General features: G+C 71.9%; 21 protein-coding genes. 9 read left to right on the top strand and 12 right to left on the bottom strand.

Annotation, left to right across the window (positions count from 1 at the left end):
* Nucleotide 1 precedes the first annotated feature (1 nt).
* The 3 genes from ACH4FH_RS26800 (at nucleotide 2) to ACH4FH_RS26790 (ending at nucleotide 3,256) form a co-directional block, all read left to right on the top strand.
* Nucleotides 2-961 (top strand): carbohydrate ABC transporter permease, encoded by a 960-nt coding sequence (locus ACH4FH_RS26800; RefSeq protein ID WP_398558456.1) that lies wholly within the window; start codon nucleotides 2-4, stop codon nucleotides 959-961.
* Nucleotides 958-1,875: a carbohydrate ABC transporter permease gene (locus ACH4FH_RS26795; protein ID WP_398558455.1), complete on the top strand. Its 918-nt coding sequence runs from the start codon at nucleotides 958-960 to the stop codon at nucleotides 1,873-1,875. Before ACH4FH_RS26800 ends, ACH4FH_RS26795 begins: the two co-directional genes overlap by 4 nt.
* A gap of 349 nt (nucleotides 1,876-2,224) precedes the next feature.
* A complete protein-coding gene (locus ACH4FH_RS26790) occupies nucleotides 2,225-3,256 on the top strand; it encodes an NUDIX domain-containing protein (RefSeq protein WP_398558454.1) in 1,032 nt (343 codons plus the stop codon).
* A gap of 68 nt (nucleotides 3,257-3,324) precedes the next feature.
* Here ACH4FH_RS26790 and ACH4FH_RS26785 read toward each other — a convergent pair whose 3' ends face one another.
* Nucleotides 3,325-4,686, bottom strand: coding sequence for a dipeptidase (locus ACH4FH_RS26785; protein ID WP_398558453.1), 1,362 nt, complete (start codon nucleotides 4,684-4,686; stop codon nucleotides 3,325-3,327).
* Nucleotides 4,687-4,864: 178 nt separating this feature from the next.
* Between ACH4FH_RS26785 and ACH4FH_RS26780 the strand changes: the two genes are divergently transcribed.
* On the top strand, nucleotides 4,865-6,070 hold the full coding sequence (locus ACH4FH_RS26780) for a geranylgeranyl reductase family protein (RefSeq protein ID WP_398558452.1): 1,206 nt from the start codon (nucleotides 4,865-4,867) through the stop codon (nucleotides 6,068-6,070).
* A gap of 411 nt (nucleotides 6,071-6,481) precedes the next feature.
* Here the strand turns inward: ACH4FH_RS26780 and ACH4FH_RS26775 are convergent, their stop codons facing one another.
* A complete protein-coding gene (locus ACH4FH_RS26775; protein WP_398558451.1) occupies nucleotides 6,482-6,922 on the bottom strand; it encodes a nitroreductase family deazaflavin-dependent oxidoreductase in 441 nt (146 codons plus the stop codon).
* Between the two features lie 155 nt (nucleotides 6,923-7,077).
* On the opposite strand from ACH4FH_RS26775, the gene ACH4FH_RS26770 reads away from it, so the two are divergent.
* The 3 genes from ACH4FH_RS26770 to ACH4FH_RS26760 all read left to right on the top strand — a co-directional run bounded on the left by ACH4FH_RS26770 (nucleotide 7,078) and on the right by ACH4FH_RS26760 (nucleotide 10,652).
* Nucleotides 7,078-7,788: a TetR/AcrR family transcriptional regulator gene (locus tag ACH4FH_RS26770; protein ID WP_398558450.1), complete on the top strand. Its 711-nt coding sequence runs from the start codon at nucleotides 7,078-7,080 to the stop codon at nucleotides 7,786-7,788.
* Nucleotides 7,789-8,700: 912 nt separating this feature from the next.
* Nucleotides 8,701-9,990, top strand: a complete 1,290-nt coding sequence (locus ACH4FH_RS26765; RefSeq protein ID WP_398558449.1) for a sensor histidine kinase — start codon at nucleotides 8,701-8,703, stop codon at nucleotides 9,988-9,990.
* Complete coding sequence (locus tag ACH4FH_RS26760; RefSeq protein ID WP_398558448.1) at nucleotides 9,987-10,652, top strand: response regulator; 666 nt, start codon at nucleotides 9,987-9,989, stop codon at nucleotides 10,650-10,652. Before ACH4FH_RS26765 ends, ACH4FH_RS26760 begins: the two co-directional genes overlap by 4 nt.
* On the opposite strand, the gene ACH4FH_RS26755 is transcribed toward ACH4FH_RS26760, so the two are convergent.
* Nucleotides 10,613-10,876, bottom strand: coding sequence for a DUF6332 family protein (locus ACH4FH_RS26755; RefSeq protein WP_398558447.1), 264 nt, complete (start codon nucleotides 10,874-10,876; stop codon nucleotides 10,613-10,615). The two genes, ACH4FH_RS26760 and ACH4FH_RS26755, sit on opposite strands and share 40 nt — an antisense overlap.
* Before the next feature lie 111 nt (nucleotides 10,877-10,987).
* Between ACH4FH_RS26755 and ACH4FH_RS26750 the strand changes: the two genes are divergently transcribed.
* Both ACH4FH_RS26750 and ACH4FH_RS26745 read left to right on the top strand, forming a co-directional pair.
* Entirely contained in the window at nucleotides 10,988-11,761 is a 774-nt protein-coding gene (locus tag ACH4FH_RS26750) for an IclR family transcriptional regulator (protein WP_398558446.1), read from the top strand.
* On the top strand, nucleotides 11,758-12,603 hold the full coding sequence (locus tag ACH4FH_RS26745; RefSeq protein ID WP_398558445.1) for an SMP-30/gluconolactonase/LRE family protein: 846 nt from the start codon (nucleotides 11,758-11,760) through the stop codon (nucleotides 12,601-12,603). The genes ACH4FH_RS26750 and ACH4FH_RS26745 overlap by 4 nt, the downstream gene beginning before the upstream one ends.
* A 435-nt stretch (nucleotides 12,604-13,038) precedes the next feature.
* On the opposite strand, the gene mmsB is transcribed toward ACH4FH_RS26745, so the two are convergent.
* The 9 genes from mmsB to ACH4FH_RS26700 form a co-directional block, all read right to left on the bottom strand.
* Entirely contained in the window at nucleotides 13,039-14,271 is a 1,233-nt protein-coding gene (mmsB, locus tag ACH4FH_RS26740; RefSeq protein ID WP_398558444.1) for a multiple monosaccharide ABC transporter permease, read from the bottom strand.
* 10 nt (nucleotides 14,272-14,281) lie between these two features.
* Nucleotides 14,282-15,817, bottom strand: coding sequence for a multiple monosaccharide ABC transporter ATP-binding protein (mmsA, locus tag ACH4FH_RS26735; RefSeq protein WP_398558474.1), 1,536 nt, complete (start codon nucleotides 15,815-15,817; stop codon nucleotides 14,282-14,284).
* Between the two features lie 59 nt (nucleotides 15,818-15,876).
* On the bottom strand, nucleotides 15,877-16,986 hold the full coding sequence (chvE, locus tag ACH4FH_RS26730) for a multiple monosaccharide ABC transporter substrate-binding protein (RefSeq protein ID WP_398558443.1): 1,110 nt from the start codon (nucleotides 16,984-16,986) through the stop codon (nucleotides 15,877-15,879).
* A 2-nt stretch (nucleotides 16,987-16,988) separates the two neighbouring features.
* Entirely contained in the window at nucleotides 16,989-17,993 is a 1,005-nt protein-coding gene (locus tag ACH4FH_RS26725; protein WP_398558442.1) for a hypothetical protein, read from the bottom strand.
* Between the two features lie 125 nt (nucleotides 17,994-18,118).
* On the bottom strand, nucleotides 18,119-19,162 hold the full coding sequence (locus tag ACH4FH_RS26720) for a zinc-binding dehydrogenase (RefSeq protein ID WP_398558441.1): 1,044 nt from the start codon (nucleotides 19,160-19,162) through the stop codon (nucleotides 18,119-18,121).
* Nucleotides 19,163-19,208: 46 nt separating this feature from the next.
* Nucleotides 19,209-20,369 (bottom strand): mandelate racemase/muconate lactonizing enzyme family protein, encoded by a 1,161-nt coding sequence (locus ACH4FH_RS26715; RefSeq protein WP_398558440.1) that lies wholly within the window; start codon nucleotides 20,367-20,369, stop codon nucleotides 19,209-19,211.
* Between the two features lie 168 nt (nucleotides 20,370-20,537).
* Nucleotides 20,538-21,299 carry a maleylpyruvate isomerase family mycothiol-dependent enzyme gene (locus ACH4FH_RS26710; RefSeq protein ID WP_398558439.1) on the bottom strand — a complete coding sequence of 254 codons (762 nt, stop codon included), beginning with the start codon at nucleotides 21,297-21,299 and terminating at the stop codon, nucleotides 20,538-20,540.
* A complete protein-coding gene (locus ACH4FH_RS26705) occupies nucleotides 21,286-21,759 on the bottom strand; it encodes an SCO4225 family membrane protein (RefSeq protein WP_398558438.1) in 474 nt (157 codons plus the stop codon). The genes ACH4FH_RS26710 and ACH4FH_RS26705 overlap by 14 nt, the downstream gene beginning before the upstream one ends.
* 32 nt (nucleotides 21,760-21,791) lie before the next feature.
* Nucleotides 21,792-23,045, bottom strand: coding sequence for an MFS transporter (locus tag ACH4FH_RS26700; protein ID WP_398558437.1), 1,254 nt, complete (start codon nucleotides 23,043-23,045; stop codon nucleotides 21,792-21,794).
* Between the last annotated feature and the right edge of the window lie 14 nt (nucleotides 23,046-23,059).

Raw genomic sequence — 23,059 nt, 5'->3', positions numbered from 1 at the left:
CGTGCCGAACACCCGCACACCAGCCGCGCCGCACGCCCGCGTACGCCTCGCGCCCCGCACCCGTGTATGGCGCGCCGGGCGGCGGGGGCCACGTCGGTACACCCGCCGCGACCTGGCCGTTCTCGGTCTGCTGCTGGGCATTCCGATCCTGCTCGACCTCGCCCTGATATGGGGACCTACGCTCGCCTCCGTCGGGCTGTCCTTCACCGACTGGGACGGGATCGGCGACGTTCGCTGGGCCGGCCTCAAGAACTACGACAACCTCTTCACCAACTATCCCCAATTCTGGCCGGCGGTCCGGCACAACCTTCTCTGGCTGGTCTTTCTCGGATTCCTCGCCACACCCTTCGGGCTGCTGCTCGCCGTCCTCATCGACCGAGGTGTCCGCTTCAGCCGCTTCTACCAGTCGACGCTCTACATGCCGGTGGTGCTCTCGCTCGCCGTCGTCGGATTCATCGCCCAGCTCATCCTCTCCCGCGACCAGGGAGCGCTCAACGCCGTGCTCGGCGGCGACAATCCCACCGACTGGCTGGGAAACCCGGACCTCAATATCTGGATGGTGATGCTGGCGGCCTGCTGGCGGCACACCGGATACGTCATGATTCTCTATCTGGCCGGCCTGAAATCCGTTGACCCGAGCCTCAAAGAGGCCGCCGCCATCGACGGCGCGAGCGACCGGCAGACCTTCTTCCGCGTCGTCCTGCCCACGCTGCGTCCGGTGAACGTCATCGTCGGGGTCATCACCGTCATCGAATCACTGCGTGCCTTCGACATCGTCTACGCCATCAACAAGGGCCGCAACGGCCTGGAACTGTTGTCGGTGCTGGTGACCGACAACATCATCGGCGAGGCCGGCCGGATCGGATTCGGCTCGGCGATCGCCGTCGTCCTCCTCCTCGTCTCCATGGGATTCATCGTGACCTATCTCGTCCAGGAGCTGCGAGGGGAGAAGAAGCGATGACGGCCCCCGCCACCGCCCCGCCCCCTGCCGCACGGCCGGCGCCCGCCGTCGCATCCGCCCCGCGACGCCGCGGCCGCTTCGGCGTGCACGCTTTTCTGTTCGTCGTCTCGCTGGGCTTCCTCGCGCCGCTGCTGCTGGCCGTCTACGCCTCACTGCGCCCCTACGAGGAGACCGCGAAATACGGCTACTTCTCCCTCCCGCGGCATCTTTCCTTCGACTACTACGTGCAGGCATTCGTCGATTCCGGCATGACCAGGTACTTCATGAACTCACTGGTCATCGCGGTGCCCGGCGTCCTGCTCACACTGTTCCTGGCATCCTTCGTGGCATTCGCCGTGGCCCGGCTGCGGATGCGCGGCGGAATCGTCCTGCTGATGGTCTTCACCGCGGGGAACCTGCTGCCCCAGCAGGTCATCGTCACTCCGCTGTACGTCCTGTTCAACAAGATCCCGCTGCCCTATTGGATGTCCGACTCCATGACGATGTACGACTCCTTCTGGGCCGTCATCGCCGTGCAGATCGCCTTCCAACTCGGTTTCTGCGTGTTCGTGCTGGCCAATTTCATGCGGACACTGCCCCTGGAGATCCTGGAGGCCGCGATCGTCGACGGCGCGGGCGTCTGGGCGCAGTACTGGCGCGTCACCCTTCCGCTGTGCCGCCCCGCACTCGCCGCCCTGGGAACCCTCCAATTCACCTGGATGTACAACGACTTCCTCTGGGGCCTGGTCTTCCTCTCCGACGGCGACAAACTGCCCGTGACCTCGGCCCTGAACAATCTGCGCGGCCAGTTCTTCACGGACTACAACCTGCTGGCGGCCGGCTCCGTCCTCGTCGCGCTCCCCACGATCCTGGTCTTCCTGCTGTTGCAGCGGCACTTCATCGCGGGGCTGACCCTGGGGGCGAACAAGGGGTAGCGGAGCGGCCGGCAAACGGCTGGTGACGGCGTGATGCGCCGCCGTCATATGCGACGGACAGCGGGGTGTCCAGGGGGCCAACTTCGTTGTACGGATGGGGGTTTCGGTGCGGAAGGGGTGGGGGAGCGCTTGGTTGCCGGGGGCTTCGCGGCGGGGGATCGGTGACCGGCATCCTCCGTCGTGGCGCAGTGCGCGATCGGCGCGTCCACGGAGCCGCGAGGTCTCCCTGGCCGGGCCGCCCGTCGCAGATGTGCCGTCCCCGGTCGCGCCCGCGGCCCGTGGTCCCGAGGGGTTTCCGTGGCAGGGTGTTGCGGGCAACTCACCTGGGTCCTAGGGAAGAGGGGAAACCGTGATCGTCTGGCTGAACGGCACGTTCGGTGCGGGCAAGACCACTGCGGCTCATGAATTGCTCGACCTGCTTCCCGGAAGCACGCTCTACGACCCCGAAATCCTCGGCAGCGGACTGCGGCTGATGCTGCCCGCCAAGCGATTCGAGGAGATCGACGACTATCAGGACCTGCCGGCCTGGCGTCGGATGGTCGTGGACACCGCGGCCGCTCTGCTCACCGAGGTCCCGGGCCCCCTCGTGACACCGATGGCCCTGCTGCGCCAGGAGTACCGCGACGAGATCTTCGGCGCTCTCGCGGCCCGCCGCATTCCCGTGCGGCATGTATTCCTGGATGCGGAGGAAACGATCCTGCGGGAGCGAATATCCCGCCGCGCGAACACTGCCCCGGAGCCGGCGGCCGGCGCTTCGGCACACCAGGGACATCCCGGGCACCCGCCGTACGCCACCGCCCCCGACTGGATCAAGGACGACGCCCACGTCGTCGACACCACCCGGCTGACGCCCCGGCAGGCCGCCGAGCAGATCGCCGAGGCCGTACGCGTCGGCGCCGGCGCCTGCGACATCGTCCAGACACCCGAGCCGACCGCGGAGACGCTGGCCGCGGGTGTGCTGCTCTTCGACGACCAGGACCGGGTGCTCCTCGTCGACCCGACATACAAGCCGGGCTGGGAGTTCCCCGGCGGCATCGTGGAGCCCGGCGAGGCACCCGCCCACGCCGGAGTGCGCGAGGTCGCCGAGGAGCTGGGCATTCAACTGCCCCGCGCCCCCCGGTTGCTCGTCCTGGACTGGGAGGCGCCCAAACCCCCCGGCTACGGCGGCCTCCGGCTGCTCTTCGACGGCGGCACCCTGACCGCGGACCGCATCCGCGAGGTGCTGCTGCCGGGCGCGGAGCTGCGCGACTGGCGGTTCGCGACCGAGGCCGAGGCGGAGGACATGCTGCCGCCCGTGCGCTGGAACCGCCTCCGCTGGGCGCTGCGCGCCCGGGAACAGGGCTGCCCGCTCCACCTGGAGGCGGGCGTCCCGCTCGGCTGAGACGGCAGACCGGGCGCCGCGGCCGACGGGCCGCGGCGCCCGAACCCCCTCCGCCGACCCCGGGGGCGTCAGGCCCGGCTCTCCGCGTACCGCCGCAGGAACAGTGCCTCGGCCAGCGACAGCCGCTCCAGCTCCTGCGGCGAGACACTCTCGTTGACGGCGTGGATCTGCGCCTCGGGCTCACTCAGCCCGATCAGCAGTATCTCCGCCTCCGGGTAGAGACCGGCCAGGGTGTTGCACAGCGGGATCGAGCCGCCCATGCCGGAGGTCTGCATCTCCTCCCCGTCGTACGCCTCGCGCAGGGCGGCCGCCATCGACGCGTACGCCGGGCTCCCGGTGTCCGCACGGAACGCCTGGCCCTGCCCGATCTGCTCCACCGCGACCCGCACACCCCACGGCGCGGCGTTCTCCAGATGCGCCGCGAGCAGCTTCGTCGCCTCCCCGGCGTCGGTGCCCGGCGGCACCCGCAGGCTCACCAGCGCCCGCGCCCCCGCCTGCACGGACGGGGTCGCGCCGACCACCGGCGGGCAGTCGATGCCGAGCACGGTGACGGCCGGGCGCGCCCAGATCCGGTCCGCGATCGAGCCGCTGCCGATCAGCTCGACGCCGTCCAGCACCTTGGCGTCCTTGCGGAAGTCCGCCTCCGGGTACTCCAGCCCCTCCCAGGTCGCGTCCGCGGCAAGCCCATTGACCGTCGTCGAACCGTCCTCGGCGCGCAGCGAGTCCAGCACACGGATCAGCGCCGCCAGCGCGTCCGGGGCCGCGCCACCGAACTGCCCGGAGTGCAGATTGCCCTCCAGGGCGTCGACCCGCACCCGCACCAGCGTCATGCCGCGCAGCGTCGCGGTCACCGTCGGCAGGCCGACCCGGAAGTTTCCGGTGTCACCGATGACGATGGCGTCGGAGGTCAGCAGCTCCGGGTGTGCCTCGGCGTACCGCTCCAGGCCACCGGTGCCCTGCTCCTCAGAACCCTCCACGATCACCTTGACGTTGACCGGGACGCCGCCGTGCTCCTTCAGCGCGCGCAGCGCCGTCAGATGCATGATCAGGCCGCCCTTGCAGTCGGCCGCACCGCGTCCGTACCAGCGGCCGTCGCGCTCGGTCAGCTCGAACGGCGGCGAGACCCAGGCGGCCTCGTCCAGCGGCGGCTGCACGTCGTAGTGCGCGTACAGCAGAACGGTGGGGGCGCCGGCCGGGCCGGGCAGGAAGCCGTACACGGACTGGGTGCCGTCCGGGGTGTCCAGCAGCGCGACGTCCTCGAAGCCCTCCGCCCGCAACGCGTCGGCCGTCCAGTTGGCGGCCGCCTCGCACTCGCTCCTGGGGAACTGGGCCGGGTCCGCGACGGACTTGAAGGCCACCAGCTCGGCCAGCTCGGACAGGGCCCGGGGCTGCAGCGAGGCGACGGTGTGCGCGAGCGGGCTGTCAGACATGGAACGCTCCTTGTAGGCGCGGCGTTGTGTACCTACGGGCCGTCCGGCGGGGTGTGCGGACGGGCCGGACGTACGGGTATGGGTGCTCCCGATCTTCCCACAGGCGGTCCGCGCGACAGCGGCCCGTAGGATGCGGGCGGTACGCGCAGCCAGGCATCGAACAGGAGCAGAAGCACAGGTGAGCAGCGAGCAGGCAGCCGAGGACAACCAGCAGGTGTGGGACGTGGTGGTGGTGGGCGCGGGACCCGCGGGCGCCGCGGCCGCGCACGCCGCGGCCTGTACGGGTCGCCGGGTGCTGCTCCTGGAGAAAGCGGACCTGCCGCGGTACAAGACCTGCGGCGGCGGCATCATCGGCCCCTCGCGGGACTCCCTGCCCCCCGGTTTCGAACTGCCGCTGCGCGACCGCGTCCACGCGGTCACCTTCTCGCTGAACGGCAAGCTCTCCCGCACCCGCCGCTCCAAGCAGATGCTCTTCGGGCTGATCAACCGCCCCGAGTTCGACGCCGCGCTGGTCGAGTCCGCGAAGGACGCGGGCGCCCGGATCCGTACCGGCGTCGCGGTCTCCCGGGTGGAGCAGCACGGCGCCGAGGTCCCCGACCGGCGGACCGTCGCCGTGGTGCTCGGCGACGGCGAGGTGGTGCTGGCGCGGTCCGTGATCGGGGCGGACGGCAGCGCCGGCCGGATAGGCGCCCACGTCGGGGTCAAGCTCGACCAGGTCGACCTCGGCCTGGAGGTGGAGATCCCGGTGCCCGAGACGGTCGCCGAGGACTGGGCGGGCCGGGTGCTCATCGACTGGGGTCCGCTGCCCGGCAGCTACGGCTGGGTCTTCCCCAAGGGCGACACCCTCACCGTCGGCGTGATCTCCGCCCGCGGCGAGGGCGCGGCGACCAAGCGGTACCTGGAGGACTTCATCGGGCGGCTGGGGCTCGCGGGCTTCGAACCGAGCATTTCGTCGGGGCATCTGACGCGCTGCCGCGCGGAGGACTCGCCGTTGTCCCGGGGCCGGGTCCTGGTGTGCGGCGACGCGGCGGGACTGCTGGAGCCGTGGACCCGCGAGGGCATCTCCTTCGCGCTGCGCTCGGGGCGGCTCGCGGGGGAGTGGGCGGTCCGCGTCGCCGAGGCGCATGACGCGGTGGACGCACGCCGGCAGGCGCTGAACTACGCCTTCGCCATCAAGGCGGGCCTCGGCGTGGAGATGGGGGTGGGGCGGCGGATGCTGCAGGTCTTCTCGCGGCGCCCCGGCCTGCTGCACGCCGCGATCACCGGCTTCCGCCCGGCCTGGCACGCCTTCGCGAAGATCACCCGGGGCATGACGACGCTGGCCGAACTGGTCCGCACCCACGCGATGGCGCGGCGGGCGCTGGAGGCGTTCGACCGTTCCTGAGGAGGTCCCGGTGCCGGGTCCGGGTGCCGCGGTCGTGAGGTGGGGGTGTGCGGCGGGGCGTCAGGCGGGGGCGTCGGTCGTGGGTTTCGGCCGTGGGTTTCGGGCATCCGGCGGGGGCGTCCCGCCCGGGGCCGGGACGTTTGCCTGTCGGGGTTGCCGGGGGCGGGATATCGATCCGGGGCGCGTGTTCTGTGGTGCGTGCCGGTGCGTGCCGGTGCGTGCCGGTGCGGATGTGAGTCGCAAGCGCCGTTGCTCCCCGTTTCGCCGTTGGTGAAGTCGACCCCCGGAAGGGTGCGGCGGGCGGGCCGCCAAGCCGCCAACGACGCGCGCTGGGCAAGCGGGTGCGAACGGCGGGCGTAGCCGGAGGTGGGACTCCGGCGTCCGCACGAGCACCGGCGGGTTCGCCGGCGCTCAGGATTCGGTGATCCGGAAGACCGGGTGGCGCGGGGCCGCGGCGAGCAGTTCCTCGTCGGTGGAGTCGGCATTGATCTCACCGAAGAAGGACTTGACCTCCCAGCCCCAGCGCGCGAGATACGCCCGCAGCACCGCCGGGGTCTCGGCGGGCGGGAGCTCGACGGCGGTGAAGGGGCGGGTCCGGCGGCCGACGCGCAGTTCCCCGCCGCCCGCGGCACGCATGTTGCGCACCCATTCGGAGTGGCCGCGCGCCGAGACGAGATAGCGGCCGCCCTGGAAGGTCATCGGGTTCACGGGGACGCGGCGCCATTCCCCGCTCTTGCGGCCGCGGACGGCGAGGTCGGCCGCGCCGGCGAGGCTGATACCGCGGCGGGCGAGCCAGCCGATGGTGCTGTTGAGACGGGCGGCGAAACGGTTTGGCTTGAGGTACTGGGACATGGGTCCTCCTTCTCGGCGCCGACGTGGTGTGAGCGCCATTCCCATTCGAGAGCGGTGCTCTCGCTTATGAGCAGTGTGAAGTAGAGGTGTACTTCAAAGCAAGAGCACTGCTCTCGTTTTTGTGCGGTGCTCCGAAAGGTGGCAGACTGCTCCTCATGACGGCGATCCGAGGAGCCAGGGAACGGGCCCGCAGCGAAATCACCGCGGCCATCAAGGACGAGGCCCGCAGACAGCTGGCGGCGGAGGGTGCCGCCAAGCTCTCCCTGCGCGCGGTGGCCCGTGAGCTGGGCATGGCCTCTTCTGCGCTCTACCGCTACTTCCCCAGCCGTGACGACCTGCTCACCGCGCTGATCGTCGACGCCTACAACGCGGTCGGTGAGGCCGCGGAGACCGCCCGGGACGCGCTGCGCGGTCCCGGCGCGGCCGCCCCCGTCACCCGCTGGCGCACCGTCTGCGGCGCTGTCCGCGACTGGGCCCTGGCCCATCCGCACGAGTACGCCCTGATCTACGGCTCACCCGTCCCCGGCTACAGCGCCCCGCAGACCACGACCGAGCCGGCCGCGCGGGTCGGCCTCGCCTTGATCGGCGTGATCCGCGACGCGTACGCCGCGGGAACGCTCAAGGAGCCCGCGGAGCCGGTGCCCGACGAGGTGCTGGGGGAGGCGCTGACGCTCGCCGCCGGGCTGGGGGTGGAGCTGCCGGGAGCGGTGATGGTGCGGCTCGTGGCGGCCTGGGCGCAGCTCTTCGGGCTGCTGAGCTTCGAACTGTTCGGCCAGTTCAACGGGGTCATCGAGGCCCGCACGGAATTCTTCGACCAGGCGGTGCTCCAGCTCGCCCGCGGCGTCGGCCTCCCCACCCCCCGCTGACGGGCCGACGGCCCTGACGGCGGGTGCCGATCCGTCCGGGCCGCCACCCGCCGTATCCGCCTCTCCGCCCCACGCCGTTTTCTCGCCGCGCGCGATACCCGCTGCCTCGGTAGCCGCTGATCTTGTTCGCGCGACGGAGTTCGGCGCAACCGCTGCATGGCCCGGGGGTGCGCGGACGTGCGGCCGGGCTGCGCCCGCCGTTGGTGGGGTCGGCAGGGGCGCGTGCGCGGGCTGTCATGGGGGCGGGTCGCGACGGGCTCCTGGCGACGGGGCCTGTCTGCCCGGTGCGCCCGCTCGTCTGCCCCGACCGCAAGCTGCGCCCGTCCGCCGCACCCGCCCCTCCGCCCCACACCGATCCCTCGCCGCGCGCGATACCCGCTGCCCCGGTAGCCGATGACCTTGTTCGCACGACGGAATTCAGCTGACCGCCGCTGCATGGCCCGGGGGCGCCGGGAGGCGCGGCCAAGCTGCGGCCGGTGTCGGTGGGGTCGGCAGGGATGCCTTCGACGGCTGGGGGCGGGGCGCGACGGGGGCGTCTGCGCAGCGCGCCCGCCTGCTGCGCCCCGTCCGCCCGGCGCCCGCCCTCCGCGCCGGTCCCGCCCGCGTGGCCACCCTCCGCGCCCGTCCGCCGTCGTGCTGATCCGCCCCGCCGCGCGCCCACTTCGCGCAGCGCGTGAAATCCCCCCGGCCCTGCCGCTCCGCTGGCGGGGTCCGCAGTGGACCCACCGCCGGCGTCGCACGGAACTCGTCGCGACCGACCGCGCGGCCTCCCACGCACGCCCGGCCTCCCCACGCGCCCCGCGCCTGCCGCCCACCCCCCCTGCCGCCCACACCGCCTACTCCCGCAGGAGTACGGCTGATCACTGCGTCGGGGGGACGCCGTCGGGTGCCGTCCGGTCTAGCGTTACCGGCATGGACAACGCACGGCCGCCGTGGGCGCGGCGCCCCCTCGGTCGGCTGCGGGGGCGGTGGCCTTCGCCCGCCCAGGAGGAACCGAGAGGCTGGGTGGGCACCCGGCTGCCCTGGCTCTCTACTCTCGCGGTGACGGTCTTCGTCCTGGTCGGCTCGGGCTTCGCAGGGCACAACCAGCCCGATCGCGTCCCGCTCGATCCGCTCGGGCGGGCCCTGCTGGTCGTGGGTGCGGCCCTGCTGCTCTTCCGGCATCGTTTCCCGCGCGCTGTCTGTCTCGGCGTCGCGGCTTCCGTGGCGGTGTACTTCGCCGCGGGCTATCCGTACGGGCCGGTCTTCCTCCTCGTGGCGCTGGGGACCTTCGCCGCGATCGTCGCCGGGTACCGCATCGTCGCCTGGGGCGCGGTCGGCGGGCTCTGGCTCAGTCATCTCCTCGTCGCCCACTGGCTCTACCGCTGGCTGCCGCCGCACGACGGTCCGGCGCCGTGGAGTCAGGAACTGTTCATCGCCGTGCTGGTGGTGGCCGTGGTGGCCGTCTCCGAGCTGGTGCGGGTGCGCCGCGAGCAGCTCGCGAAGGCCCGGGCCGAGCGGGCCGCCGCCGAACGGCGCCGGGCCGATGAGGAACGCCTGCGGATCGCCCGCGAACTGCACGACGTCCTCGCCCACAGCATCTCCGTCATCAACGTCCAGGCGGGGGTGGGGCTCGCGCTCCTGGACAGCGACCCCGAGCAGGCCAGAAGCGCGCTGACCACCATCAAGGCCGCGAGCAAGGAAGCGCTCGGCGAGGTCCGGCAGGTTCTGGACACCCTGCGTGCCCGCGGGGCGGCGCCGCGCGCGCCCGCCCCCGGCCTGGATCGCCTGCCCGAACTCACCGAGCAGGCCACGGGGGCGGGGCTCGCCGTGAGCGTGCGTACCGAGGGCAGCCGCGTCGCCCTGCCGCCCGGAGCCGATCTCGCAGCCTTCCGCATCGTCCAGGAAGCGCTCACCAACATCGTCCGGCACTCCGGCTCGCGCACCGCCCTGGTCCGGCTCGGCTATGTCCCGTCGGCGCTGGAAATCCAGGTCGACGACGACGGGCCCGCGACCTCCGAGGCGGGGGAGCCCGCCGGTGGCGGAAACGGCCTGGTCGGGATGCGGGAGCGGGCCGCGGCGCTCGGCGGAACCGTCGAGGCGGGCCCGCGCCCGGACGGCGGCTTCCGGGTCGTGGCGCGCATTCCACTGGCCCCGGCGGAGAGCCCGCCCGGGGGCGCGGCTGCCGGTACGGTGGCTCCGACCGCCGAGGAGGAGTCGTGATCCGGGTACTGCTCGCCGACGACCAGTTGCTGGTCCGCGCCGGTTTCAAGGTGCTGCTTGACGCCCAGCCGGAGATCGAGGTGGTGGGCGAGGCGGCGGACGGCCAGGAGGCGCTGGCCGCGGTCCGCGAACACCGCCCGGACATCGTGCTGATGGACATCCGGATGCCGGTGGTGGACGGGCTGGTCGCCACCCGCCGCATCACCGAGGATCCGCAGCTGTCCGATGTGAAGGTCGTCATGCTGACCACCTTCGAGCTGGACGAGTACGTCTTCGAGGCGATCCGCTCCGGGGCGTCGGGGTTCCTCGTCAAGGACACCGAGCCGGAGGAGCTGGTGCGGGCGGTGCGCGCGGTCGTCGACGGTGACGCCCTGCTCTCGCCCGGGGTGACCCGTCGGCTGATCGCCGAGTTCGCGGCCCGTTCCAAGGAACCGGCGGCGGCCGACGCGCTGTCCGTACTGACCGAGCGGGAGCGCGAAGTCATGGCGCTGGTCGGGATCGGGCTGTCCAACGAGGAGATCGCCCGGCGGCTGGTCGTCAGTCCGCTGACCGCCAAGACCCATGTCAGCCGCACCATGGTCAAGCTGGGCGCGCGGGACCGCGCCCAACTGGTGGTGCTGGCCTACGAGTCGGGGCTGGTGCGCCCCGGCTGGCTGGGCTGACCCCGCCGCAGCACCCACACCAGGCGCAGGACGCCCACCGCCCCGCCGAGGGCGCCGCTCGCCGTCAGCCAAGGGCCTTTCCACGGCGGCGGGAGTGCGCCCCACAGCGCCGGGCTGCCCATCGCCAGGAAGCAGATGCCGCCCGCGAACGCGGCGCTGAGCAGTGCGAAAACGATCTCGACGGTGAGGGCGTCCTTCTCGGCCTGGCTGCGCGTGGGTGACATGTCACAAGTTTGCCCGCTGCACACCCATTGCCAGGGGAAGTGGCGCAAACCTAGCCTGTGTTCGTCATTTCGGCCAACGAGCGGCTGACCGAACGAAGGAGGGGGACGCACATGGGACGACTGGTACCCGCGGTGACCCGAGCCCTGGACGTGCTCGAACTGTTCCTGGAAGGCGACGGGACGCTGTCCGCCCCGGAGATCACCCGCAAGCTGCAACTGCCCCGCACCACCGTGCACGAGCTGGTCTCCACCCTCACCGCGCGCACCTACCTGGTGCCCGTACCGCAGCAGCCCGGACGCTACCGGCTGGGGGTCCGCGCCTATCAGCTCGGCAGTCGCTACGCCGAGCAGCTCGACCTCGCCGCCGAAGGGCAGCGGGTGGCGCGTACGGTCGCGGAGACCTGCGACGAGACCGTGCATGTCGCGCTCCTCGAAGGCGCCGATGTCATCTACGTCGCGAAGGTGGACTCCACGCACGCGGTCCGCATGGTCTCGGCCGCCGGCCGCCGGCTGCCCGCGCACTGCACCTCCGTCGGCAAGATGCTGCTGGCCTCGCTGCCGGAGGACGAACTCGCCGCCCGGATCCCGGACGGCGCCGAGCTGACCGCCATGACGGAGAACAGCATCACCGACCCCGCCACGCTGCACCGGCACCTCGCCGTGGTCCGCGAGCGCGGAATCGCCGTCGAGCAGCGCGAGTCCAACGCCGATGTGAGCTGTGTGGCGGCGCCCGTGAAGGACTCCGCGGGGCGGGTCGTGGCCGCGCTCAGCATCTCCGTACCGATGGTGCGCTGGAGCGAGGAGCGGCGGACGGAGCTGGAGGAACTGGCGGTGAAGGGCGCCGGGCAGCTCTCCGAGGCGCTCGGGCACCGGGGCCGGCGGTGAAGCCGTGGGAGGTGGCGGTGGCCGCGGGGGCGCGCCTGGGGGAGGGGCCGACCTGGGACGCCGCGGCCCGGCGGCTGATCTGGGTGGACATCCTCGCCTCCCGGGTGCACACCCTCGACCCGGCCACCGGCCGCCGCACGGTACTGGCCACCGAGCAGCACGTCGGTGCCGCGAAGCCGCGCGCCGGCGGCGGCCTGGTGGTCAATCTCCGTGACGGCGTGGCCTGTTACGACGCCGACGGCGCGCTGCGCTGGCTGCACCGCGAGGTGGTGCCGGGCCGCCGAGGCAACGACGCCGGCGTCGCCCCCGACGGATCGCTGTGGGCGGGCACCATGCGCTACGACGAGGCGCCCGGCGGCGGCACGCTGACCCGCATCGCGCCGGACGGCCGGGCCACGCCGCAGCTGTCCGGCGTCACGGTCAGCAACGGCATCGGCTGGAGCCCGGACGGCCGGCGCATGTACTACATCGACAGTCCGACCCGCCGGGTGGATGTCTTCGATATCGGGCCGGACGGCGAGCCGACCGGTCGTCGCCCGTTCGCCACCGTCGAGGAGGGGGCGGGCTTTCCCGACGGGCTGACCGTCGACGCGGCGGGCTGTGTCTGGGTGGCTCTCTGGGACGGTGCGGCGGTGCGTCGCTACGCCCCTGACGGGCGGCTCGACCGGGTGGTGGAACTGCCCGTACGGCGGCCGACGGCCTGTGCGTTCGGTGGCCGGGACCTGACGGATCTCTATGTCACCTCGGCGAGCGAGGGGGTGGCGCCGGACGGAACGGCGGGGGCGCTGCTGGTGCTTCCGGCAGCGGGGGAGGGACTGCCCCAGCCGGCCTTCGCCGGATGATCCCGCCGCGGCGCCGATCGAGATCCCGAACGGGGTCGGTGGGTGGCAAAGCGGGGCAATCACCCTGATCGGGCGGCGCGGCGCACGGATTCGGCGCGAAGTGTTGACGGGCCATCAGTCGGAATCTATTTTCACGGCCGGAGTTCCGATCGTCGTTCGAGATCACGAACGGCGGGGGTGGGCTCGCAGTGCTGCGATCCATCGCCAATCGCCGAGGCGTGTCGACCCGGCTGGGCGCAGGCGACCGGGCCCCGGTGGTGCCGAACACGGCGTGTGGGATGCGGGCAAGCGGCCACCGCGAGTGAGACGCCGGCATCCGGCCGCGAGGGGGCGGCCGGCTGACCGCGCGAGGCCGTGGCCGCGGGGGCTCCCCGCGGCCACGGCCGGGTGGCCCGCTGTCCGCGGGCTTCCGCCTCCTCGGGCGGCTCGACCCGCTCAGGAACCGACGCGCCGCTTGTTCCAGACGTCGAAGCCGACCGCGGCCAGCAGCACCAGCCCTTTGATGACCTGCTGGTAGTCGGTACCGATGCCGACCAGGGACATTCCGTTGTTGAGGACGCCGAGCACCAGGGCGCCGATGATGGCGCCCAGGACGGTGCCGACGCCACCGCTCATCGAGGCGCCGCCGATGAACGCCGCGGCGATCGCCTCCAGTTCGAAGTTGATGCCTGCCTGGGGCGTGCCGGCGTTGAGCCGGGCCGCGTACACACAGCCGGCCAGGGCCGCCAGGGTGCCCATGGTGACGAAGACCAGGAAGGTGACCCGGCGGTCCTTGACGCCCGACAGCTTGGCGGCCGCCTTGTTGCCGCCGAGTGCGTAGACGTGCCGGCCGATGACGGCGTTGCGCATCACGAAGCCCAGGGCGATCAGCAGCGCGCACATGATGAGCAGGACCACTGGCACACCGTGGTAGCTGGCGAGCGTCAGGGTGAAGGCGACCACCGCCGCCACGATCGCCACGCACTTCAGCAGCCAGAGGTTGAACGGCAGCACGTCCAGCTCGTACGCCAGCTGCCGGCGCCGGTCGCGCCACTCCTGGAGGAGGACGAGGGCGATCACCAGCAGGCCGATGACCAGCGTCGGGTTGTGGTACTGGGTGTAGGGCCCCATCTCGGGCAGGAAGCCCTGCGCGATGTTCTGGAATCCGCCGGGGAACGGCGCCAGCGACTGGCCCTCCAGCATGATCTGGGTCGCGCCCCGGAACAGCAGCATCCCGGCCAGCGTCACGATGAACGACGGGATGCCGACATACGCGATCCAAAAGCCCTGCCAGGCCCCGGCGATCGCCCCGATCAGCAGCGACACCACCAGGGCGAGACCCCAGGGCATGTCGTGCTTGACCATCATCACGGCGGCCGCGGCCCCGACGAAGGCGGCCAGTGAGCCGACGGACAGATCGATGTGCCCGGCGATGATGACGATCATCATGCCCATGGCCAGGATCAGGATGTAGCTGTTCTGCTGGACGATGTTGGACACGTTGTTGGGCAGCAGCAGCGTGCCGTCGGTCCAGATCTGGAACAGCACCACGATCAGCGCCAGCGCGATGATCATGCCGTACTGCCGCATGTTGGCACGCACGGTGTGCAGGAGCAGCGCCCCGGTCGAAGGACGGTCCGCGCGCGGTGGCGGCGCGGAGCCGGTGGAGTGTTGGGTTGCGGTCGTCATGGGTCGGGCCTCAGCTCTTGTCCATGGTCATATGGCGCATCAGTGCTTCCTGGGTCGCGTCCGCACGCGCGATCTCACCGGTCAGCCGGCCGGCTGCCATGGTGTAGATGCGGTCGCACATGCCCAGCAGCTCGGGGAGTTCGGAGGAGATGAAGACCACGGCCTTGCCCTGCGCGGCCAGTTGGTCGATCACCGTGTAGATCTCGTACTTCGCGCCGACATCGATCCCGCGCGTCGGCTCGTCGAGGATCAGCACGTCGGGATCGGCGTGGATCCACCTGCCGAGCACGACCTTCTGCTGGTTGCCGCCGCTGAGCCGCCCCACCTGCTCGTGGACGGTGGGTGTCTTGATGTTCAAAGACCGCCGGTAGCGCTCGGCGACCCGCCGTTCCTCGTGCTGGTCGACGATGCCGTGCCGGGCCATCGTCGGCAGCGAGGCGAGCGAGATGTTGCGGTGGACGGTGTCGATGAGGTTCAGCCCGTACGTCTTGCGGTCCTCGGTGACATACGCGATGCCGTGCGCCACCGCCTCCGGGACGGAACGGGGCGCCACCTCGCGGCCGCCGATGTGCAGGGTGCCGCCCGCGTAACGCCCGTAGGAACGGCCGAAGACGCTCATCGCCAGCTCCGTGCGGCCGGCTCCCATCAGGCCCGCGATGCCTACGATCTCGCCGCGCCGCACGTCGAGCGAGACATCGTCGACGACCTTGCGCTGCTGGTCGATGGGGTGGTGCACGGTCCAGCCGGACACCGCGAGCGCCCTCTCGCCGGCGTCCGCGCCCTCGTAGCGGGTGCGGTCGGGAAAGCGCTGGTCGAGGTCCCGGCCGACCATGCCGCGGATGATGCGGTCCTCGGAGACCTCCGGTGCGGCGTCCGGATCGGCCCGGACGGTCAGCGTCTCGATGGCCCGCCCGTCGCGCAGGACGGTGACGGAGTCGGCGACCCGCCGGATCTCCCCCAGTTTGTGGGAGATGAGGATGCAGGCGATGCCCTGCGCGCGCAGCTCCAGGATGAGGTCGAGGAGGTGCTCGCTGTCCTCGTCGTTGAGGGCGGCCGTCGGCTCGTCGAGGATCAGCAGCCGCACCTCCTTGGAGAGCGCCTTGGCGATCTCCACCAACTGCTGCTTGCCGACCCCGATATCGGCGACCCGGGTCTGCGGCGTCTCGTGCAGACCGACCCGCTTGAGCAGCGCCGACGCGTGCCGCAGCGTCTCGCTCCAGCTGATGACGCCGCGGCGGGCGCGCTCGTTGCCGAGGAAGATGTTCTCGGCCAGCGACAGATACGGAACCAGCGCCAGTTCCTGGTGGATGATGACGATGCCGCGCTGCTCGCTCGCGCGGATGTCCTTGAACGCGCAGCGCTCGCCCTCGAAGAGGATCTCGCCCTGGTAGCTCCCGTGCGGGTGCACCCCGCTGAGGACCTTCATGAGCGTCGACTTGCCCGCGCCGTTCTCACCGCAGATGGCGTGGATCTCCCCGGCGCGCACGGACAGCCGGACGTCGGACAGCGCGGTGACCCCGGCGAAGCTCTTGGTGATGCCGTGCATCTCCAGCACCGGGCCCGCCGTCTTGCCGGTGGGGGTGCTCTGCTCGCCCTGCACGCCGGTCACTTCAGCTCACCGGCCTTGAAGTAGCCCTCCTTGACGAGGAGTTCGGTGTTCTTTTCGTCGATGCTGACCGGGTCGAGGAGGAAGGCGGGGACCACCCGGGAGCCGTTGTCGTAGGTCGTGGTGTCGTTGACCTTCGGCTTCTTGCGGTGCAGCACGGCATCGGCCATCCGGACGGCCTGCCGGGCCAGCTTGCGGGTGTCCTTGTAGACGGTCTGGGTCTGCTGCCCGGCGCGGATGGACTTGATGGACGCCAGCTCCGCGTCCTGGCCGGTGACCACCGGAAAGGGCTTGTCCGCCGACCCGTAGCCGACGCTCTTGAGGGCGGAGATCACACCGATGGAGATGCCGTCGTACGGGGAGAGCACGGCGTCCACGCGCGCGTCGCCGTAGTTCTTGCTGAGCAGGTCGTCCATCCGCTTCTGTGCGGTGCCGCCGTCCCAGCGCAGCGTGGTGGCCTGGTTCATCTTCTTCTGCCCGCTGCGGACGGTGAGCTGACCGCGGTCGAAGTACGGCTTGAGGACGGCCATCGCGCCGCTCCAGAAGTACTTGGTGTTGTTGTCGTCGGGCGATCCGGCGAACAGCTCGATGCTGAACTTGTCGTCCTTCTCCTCGTCCAGGTGCAACGCGTCGACGATGTACTGGCCCTGGAGCCGGCCGACGCGCTCGTTGTCGAAGGAGGCGTAGTAGTCGACGTCGGGGGTGCCGAGGATGAGGCGGTCGTAGGAGATGACGCGGATGCCGGCGTCCTTGGCGCGGCGCAGCACATCGGTGAGCGCGGAGCCGTCGATCGCCGCGACGACCAGCAGCCGGTGGCCCTTGGCGATCATGTTCTCCAGCTGGGCGACCTGGTTCTCGACCTTGTCGTCGCCGTACTGCAGATCCGCCTTGTACCCCTTCGCCTCGAACTGCCTGGCCATGTTCCTGCCGTCGGCTATCCAGCGTTCGGAGGACTTGGTGGGCATGGCGATGCCGATGGTGCCGCCCCCGGTGCCGCCGGGCCGGTAGCGGCTGCCACCCCTTGCCTCCTGTCCGCAGGCGGTCGCGGAAAGGGCCAGCGCGGCCGCGAGAACCACGGCGGGGATGCGATGAACTCTGGTGAAAGCCATGGTCAGTTGGTCCTCTCGGGGAGCGGGAACCGGCGCAGCTCACCGGGCAGCCGGGACCCCAGCGGCGACATCCCGCCGTCCGCGCCCAGCCGGGCCAGCAGGTCGAGCACCAGCCGGCCGCGCCGCACCCGCTCGCGTGCGCTGCTCAGCGCGGTTTCGCGCAGCTGCGCGCCGTAGGGGTAGATGCCGGGGGAGCGGCTCAGGCCGAACTTGAGGTAGAGGGGGGCGCCGCGCCGGATGAGCTGCGCGGCGTCGTACATGCGGATATAGCCGCCGAGGTCGTCCGGTGCCTCGATGTAGAAGTCCATCGGGGCGCGCGAGACCCGCCGGATCTGCGTCAGATGATCGAGGGTGAGATCCGAGGGGACGTTGACGGAGTCCGCGCCCAGCCGCTCGTAGACCTCGTACGCGGCGGGGTTGACCGGCCCGATCAGTGCGGACACCTTGAGGGTGGTGTCGGCGGGGAGGGTGCCCTCGGCCCGCAGCCGGTGCAGCAGCCACAGCACGCCCTCGTCGGCGACGAGCAGGCAGCGGACGCCCAGTTCGACGGCGCGCAGCGCGTCCTCCACGCAGCCGGCGACGGCTTCCTGTCCCCGGGCGCGCAGCCCGCCGCCGCCGGAGTCGGAGCGGGTGGCCCCGCCGATGTCCCAGGTGCCGCGCGGGCCGGTGAACAGGCACAGCTCGGTGTCCCGTTCCGCACAGGACTCCACCATCTCCGTGATCTCGGCATCGCCGAGCATCCAGACGCCACTGCCCTGGCTGACGCGGTGGATCGGCACGTCCAGCCGCCCGGCCTCCTTGAAGACGGTGGCCAGCGCCTCGGGCCCTTCGACGGAGGGGACTTCGGTACGCCAGGTCCCGCCGTCGGGGAAGGCGTACGGAGAGGTGTCGGCGGGGTCGTCGGCGGGGGCGGCGTGCCCGAGCGGGGCGAGGACGTGGGCGGCGGGATGCCGGGGGTTGGTGCCGGCGCCGGGTCCGGGCCCGGCGGAAGGGGAGGGCGTGGGCATGGGGCTCCTCGGGAGACGGGGATGAGCTACGCGGCGTTGTGGAGGTGCGCGCGCCGTTCGATATTTCGTACAGCGTTCGGATTTTCGGGCATGCCGACGGCGGTCGTGGAGCGGGGCGCCGCAGGTCAGGGCCCGGCGCTGCCGCCGGGCTCCAGCAGGACCTTGCCGACCGACGCGTCACCGCCGCCGACCAGGGCGACGGCCGTGGCGAACTCCTCCAGCGGAAAGGTGTGGGTGATCAGCGGGGCCGGGTCCAGCAGCCCCGCGTCGAAGGCCCGCACGGCGTGCGTCCACGCGGCGGACGGGGCGCCGAACACGCTGCGCACGGTGATCTGGCTCATCGCGAGGTGGATCGGGTCGATGCCCTGCGCACCGGGCGCGGGCAGTCCGACGAGGACGACGCGGCCACCACGCCTGGCCATCAGCGCCGAGGCGGCGGCACTGCCCCGCGCACCGGCCGTCTCCACCACCAGGTCGAAGCCGGACGGCAGCCGGTCGTCCGCGGGGGTGTGGATCCGCGTCGCCCCCATCGTCAGGGCCTGCTCGGCGCGGGCCGTGCGGGGATCGACGACGACCAGCTCCGAAGGGGAGGCGGCCGCCAGCAACTGGACCGCGAGCAGCCCGAGCGTCCCCGCGCCCACCACCGCGACCCGCTCGCCGGGCAGCGCGTTGCCCATCAGCGCCGCCGAGGCGGCCACGGCGGCCGGCTCCAAAAGCGCCGCCGCCCGCAGGTCGGCGTCGCCGCGCAGCGGGTGCAGCAGACGGGCGGGCAGCACCAAGGTGTCGGCGAAGCCGCCGGGCTCGGTGAAGCCGGTCTCGGAGTAGCCCGCGGTGCACAGGGAGGTGTCGCCTGCCCGGCACCGGTCGCAGGTCCGGCAGTTGCGGAAGCCCTCGCCGACGACCTTGCGGCCCACCAGGGCCGGATCGACGCCGGGGCCCACCGCGTCCACCGTGCCGGACCACTCGTGGCCGGGCGTGACGGGGTAGCGGACATAGCCGGCCGGTCGCGTCCCGTCGTACACCTCGCGGTCGCTGCCGCAGATGCCCGCCGCCGACACCGTCACCCGGGCCTCGTCCGCGCCGGGCTCGCGCGGCGGGCGGGTCACCAGCCGGTGCTGCCCGGGGCCGTCGAGGACGACGGCGCGGGAAGGGCGGGAGCGGGCCGTCATGTCGCCACCGCCCCACCGGAACCCGGGGCGGCGGGCCGGGGGCGCCTCATGACCGCTTCCGGTCGGGGTCGCGCTGCTCCCAGCCGTCGGCCCAGAGGTCGAAGCGGGCCGCCTGCTGCGGGAATTCGGCCGCCGCGTCGGTGTCCAGCTCCACGCCGAGACCCGGCGCGTGCGACAGCGGGAAGTAGCCGTCCACGACCTCGGGTGCGCCCTTCACGACCTTCTTGATCTCCGCGTCGGCGAAGTCGTTGAAGTGCTCCAGGATCTTGAAGTTCGGTGTACAGCCCGCCAGTTGGAGCGAGGCCGCGGTCAGCACCGAGCCGCCGACATTGTGCGGCGCCACCATCATGTAGTGCGTCTCGGCGGTGGCGGCGAGCTTGCGGGTCTCCAGGATGCCGCCGATATGGCCGATGTCCGGCTGGATGATGTCCGCCGCCTGCGACTCGAACAGCTCCCGGAATTCGGTCCGGTCGTGGATGCGCTCGCCGGTGGCCACCGGCAGATCCACCTTCCCGGCGACCTTGGCCAGTGCCTTGAGGTTCTCCGGCGGAACCGGCTCCTCCAGCCACGCGGGCCGGAACGGCGCCATCTCGTGCGCCAGCCGCACCGCGGTGGACGGGCTGAAGCGCCCGTGCATCTCCAGCATCAGTTCCCGCTCCGGACCGATCGCGTCCCGGACCGCCTCGATGAGGGAGACGGCGTAGCGGGTCGCGGCGTGGTCCAGTTCGAAGTGCCCGGTGCCGAACGGGTCGATCTTCAGCGCCTGATAGCCGCGGTCCACCACGGCGCGGGCGGCGCGGTGATACGCCTCGGGAGTGCGCTCGGTGGTGTACCAGCCGTTGGCGTACGCCTTGACCCGGTCGGTCACCTTGCCGCCGAGCAGCTGCCACACGGGCACCCCGAGGGCCTTGCCCTTGATGTCCCAACAGGCCATTTCGATGCACGCGATGCCGGACATCACGATCTCGCCCGCCCGGCCGTAGTCGCCGTACTTCATCCGGCGTACGAGGTCCTCGACCGCGAATGGGTCGGAGCCCGCGATGTGATGCGCCTCGGCCTCGCGGAGATAGCCCACCAGCGCGTCCGTGCGGCCGAGCATCCGGGTTTCGCCGACGCCGGTGAGCCCTTCGTCGGTATGGACCTGCACATAGGTGAGATTGCGCCAGGGGGTGCCGACGACATGCGTGCTGATTCGCGTGATACGCACGGGAATTGCCCTTCGCCGTGTTCGATATTTCGTCACTCGTTCGAAATGGTGGCGTGACCGTAATGACGTGGCGAGAGCGGTGTCAATGGGTGTGCGCGGACGGCGCGTCGAACGACATCGCGGGCGCGGACACACCCCGGTGTGTCCGCGCCCGCGACGCCCGGCATCTCAGATGCCGCCGCGTTCCTGCCACAGCCGGGCCGCCGCGTCATCGCCTGTGACCTTCAAGGCGTCCCACGGCAAGCGGTTCCACAGCGCCAGATAGAGCTCCTCGGCAGGCCCCTCGACCGTGCAGTCCGCCGGGGGCCCGGCCTCGCCCTGCTCGGCGCCGGGGGCCGCGCGCACCGTGCGCGGCGGTGCCTCGGACAGATGCACCGTCCACTCCGCTCCGGCCTTGTCCGTGGCGCGCACCCGCAGCGTCCGGGGCACCTCCGTACGGACCCGGCTGCGGTCCCGGGAGTGGAAGCCGGACAGCAGCTCGTCGATGCCGTCGACGGCGAAGGCGGACGGCAGGGGAGTGAGGGAGGCGCCGGCCGCCTGCTGGGCGTCCACCCGGTGCACCGATGTCTCGTGCGCCTGCCGACGCGCCCAGAACGCCAGCGGGGACGGAGCGTCCAGGAACGTCCAGGCCGTCAGGTCGGCAGGCGCGGAGTCCAGCGCCAGCACGAGGAGGTGATGGCCTTCGCGCAGCCAGCTCACGAGTTCTTCGTCGTCCATCGCGGGGGCCTCGGCCGGCCGCTGGGGCTGCCGGATGCCCTTGGTGACGAACTCCGTCGCCCAGCGGTGGGTCTGCCCGACGTGGGTGACCAGATCCCGCATCTGCCACTCCGGACAGGCCGGAATCCGGGCCTCGGGCCCGGCCTCTTCCGCGGCGTTGGCGAGCAGCGCCCCGTCCAGCCGCAGCGTTTCGACGAACTCAGTGATCTCCATGTCGACGAGTGTGCCAGCCGGTACCGACAGCGGACCTCCTCGGGCCCCGCACCGCACGGTGGGCCAGCCCCAGCAGCAGGGCGTTGACCAGGGCCGCAACGGCGGCCGAGGCCATCAAGTAGCCGTCCGGGGCCCCGGATCCGCCCCAGAGCGCGTCTCCCGCGAGCCACAGCGGGAAGATCGTCGGGGCGGTGAGCAGGAGCGCCCAGACACCGGAGAAGGAGGCGTCGGCGGGCTCCGTGACCAGGCCGTCGAGCACCGCGAACGCCACCGCGGCCAGCACGAGCGCGAGATAGCCCAGCGACACCGGGTTGCCGAACGTCAGCCGCGCCAGACGGCGCAGCCCGCTCCGGCCGCCGGGCGTCGCCGCCGATCCCGTGGTCCCGGGCGATTCCTCTTCCATCGCGCTGCCCCCTCCGTCGGCCATGCCGTACGCCGGAATCATCCCGCGGACGGACATACGGTGCGCGTACCCCCGGGCCCGCCCGCGAATCAGACCCGCCCGGTGTGGTGTGCCCCGCGGGTCGTATACGACAGCACCACCGCGACCGCGGCCAGCACCGCCACCGACGTCAGTGCCGACGGGAGGGTGAACGCCTCGGCAAGGAAGCCGATGGCCGGCGGGCCGAGCAGCATGCCGCCGTACCCGACGGTGGACGCCACGGCGACGCCGTGCGGACCGCCGGCCTCGCCCGCCCGCGCGATGGCGATGGGGAAGATGTTGGCCAGCCCCAGGCCGGCGACCGCGAAACCGGCGCAGGCCGCCCAGGCGGTGGGCGCCCACGCCCCCAGCAGCATCCCGGCGGTCGCGGTCGTGCCGCCGGTGATCAGCGCGCGGGCCGGGCCGAAGCGCTGGACCACGGCCGTCCCGGACAGTCGCCCGATGGTCATCGCCAGCGCGAACACCGCATAGCCCGCGGCCGCGAGGCCGGGCCCGGCATGCAGATCCTCCGACAGATGGAGCGCGCCCCAGTCGGCCATCGCCCCCTCCCCGTACGCGGTGCACAGCGCGAGCAGCCCGAAGCCGAGGACCGGGCCGGAGAGCCGGCCGGTACGGCGCGATCGGCCTGCGTCCTCGGCCACCGCACCGTCGCCACGGTCTTCGGCGGGCAGCCGCTCCGGGGCGGTCGGTGCCGGGTGGGCGTGCAGCGCGCGACCGGCGACGGCCGTCACCACCAGTCCGGTCACGGCGAGCAGCAGCAGGTGGACGGTGGGGGTCACACCGCCGGCGATCAGCCCGCCGAGCCCCGCGCCGAGCATGCCGCCGAGGCTGAAGGCGGCGTGGAAGCTCGGCATCACGGGGCGCCGCAGTGCGGCGATCAGATCGACGGCGGCGCTGTTCATCGCGACGTTGAGCGAGCCGTAGGCGGCGCCGAAGATCAGCAGCACCAGTCCCAGCGCGATCGCCGAGTGGGTGAGCGGCGGCAGCACGATGCTCAGTGAGAGGGCGGCGGCCGAGGCGATCGTCACGGCATGGCTGCCGAAGCGGCGGCACAACCGCCCCGTGATCAGCATGAAGGCGACCGCGCCCGCCGACACGCCGAGCAGCGCGAGCCCGAGGGTGTTCGCGCCGGCGCCGGTCTGCGCCTTGATCGCCGGAATGCGGACGACCCATCCGGCGAAGAGGAAGCCGTCCACCGCGAAGAACGCGGTGATCGCGATGCGGAGCCGGACCAGCCGCGGATCGGTGGCATGCTGGGGTCCGGCACGGAAAAGAGCACTCCGTGTTTTGTTCAGCAGTGGCACAAAGTCAGAATAGA

The sequence above is a fragment of the Streptomyces sp. NPDC017993 genome (assembly GCF_044328065.1).
Classification (GTDB): Bacteria; Actinomycetota; Actinomycetes; order Streptomycetales; family Streptomycetaceae; genus Streptomyces.
Note: the sequence above shows the minus strand (reverse complement) of the source record. Positions and strands in the feature narration are given on the sequence as shown.

Coding starts and splice junctions, on each gene's coding strand:
- ACH4FH_RS26795 (WP_398558455.1), top strand. CDS start 958: ATGACGGCCCCCGCCACCGCCCCGCCCCCTGCCGCACGGCCGGCGCCC.
- ACH4FH_RS26785 (WP_398558453.1), bottom strand. CDS start 4,686: ATGTCTGACAGCCCGCTCGCGCACACCGTCGCCTCGCTGCAGCCCCGG.
- ACH4FH_RS26775 (WP_398558451.1), bottom strand. CDS start 6,922: ATGTCCCAGTACCTCAAGCCAAACCGTTTCGCCGCCCGTCTCAACAGC.
- ACH4FH_RS26770 (WP_398558450.1), top strand. CDS start 7,078: ATGACGGCGATCCGAGGAGCCAGGGAACGGGCCCGCAGCGAAATCACC.
- ACH4FH_RS26765 (WP_398558449.1), top strand. CDS start 8,701: ATGGACAACGCACGGCCGCCGTGGGCGCGGCGCCCCCTCGGTCGGCTG.
- ACH4FH_RS26755 (WP_398558447.1), bottom strand. CDS start 10,876: ATGTCACCCACGCGCAGCCAGGCCGAGAAGGACGCCCTCACCGTCGAG.
- ACH4FH_RS26750 (WP_398558446.1), top strand. CDS start 10,988: ATGGGACGACTGGTACCCGCGGTGACCCGAGCCCTGGACGTGCTCGAA.
- mmsB (WP_398558444.1), bottom strand. CDS start 14,271: ATGACGACCGCAACCCAACACTCCACCGGCTCCGCGCCGCCACCGCGC.
- mmsA (WP_398558474.1), bottom strand. CDS start 15,817: ATGCACGGCATCACCAAGAGCTTCGCCGGGGTCACCGCGCTGTCCGAC.
- chvE (WP_398558443.1), bottom strand. CDS start 16,986: ATGGCTTTCACCAGAGTTCATCGCATCCCCGCCGTGGTTCTCGCGGCC.
- ACH4FH_RS26725 (WP_398558442.1), bottom strand. CDS start 17,993: ATGCCCACGCCCTCCCCTTCCGCCGGGCCCGGACCCGGCGCCGGCACC.
- ACH4FH_RS26720 (WP_398558441.1), bottom strand. CDS start 19,162: ATGACGGCCCGCTCCCGCCCTTCCCGCGCCGTCGTCCTCGACGGCCCC.
- ACH4FH_RS26710 (WP_398558439.1), bottom strand. CDS start 21,299: ATGGAGATCACTGAGTTCGTCGAAACGCTGCGGCTGGACGGGGCGCTG.
- ACH4FH_RS26705 (WP_398558438.1), bottom strand. CDS start 21,759: ATGTCCGTCCGCGGGATGATTCCGGCGTACGGCATGGCCGACGGAGGG.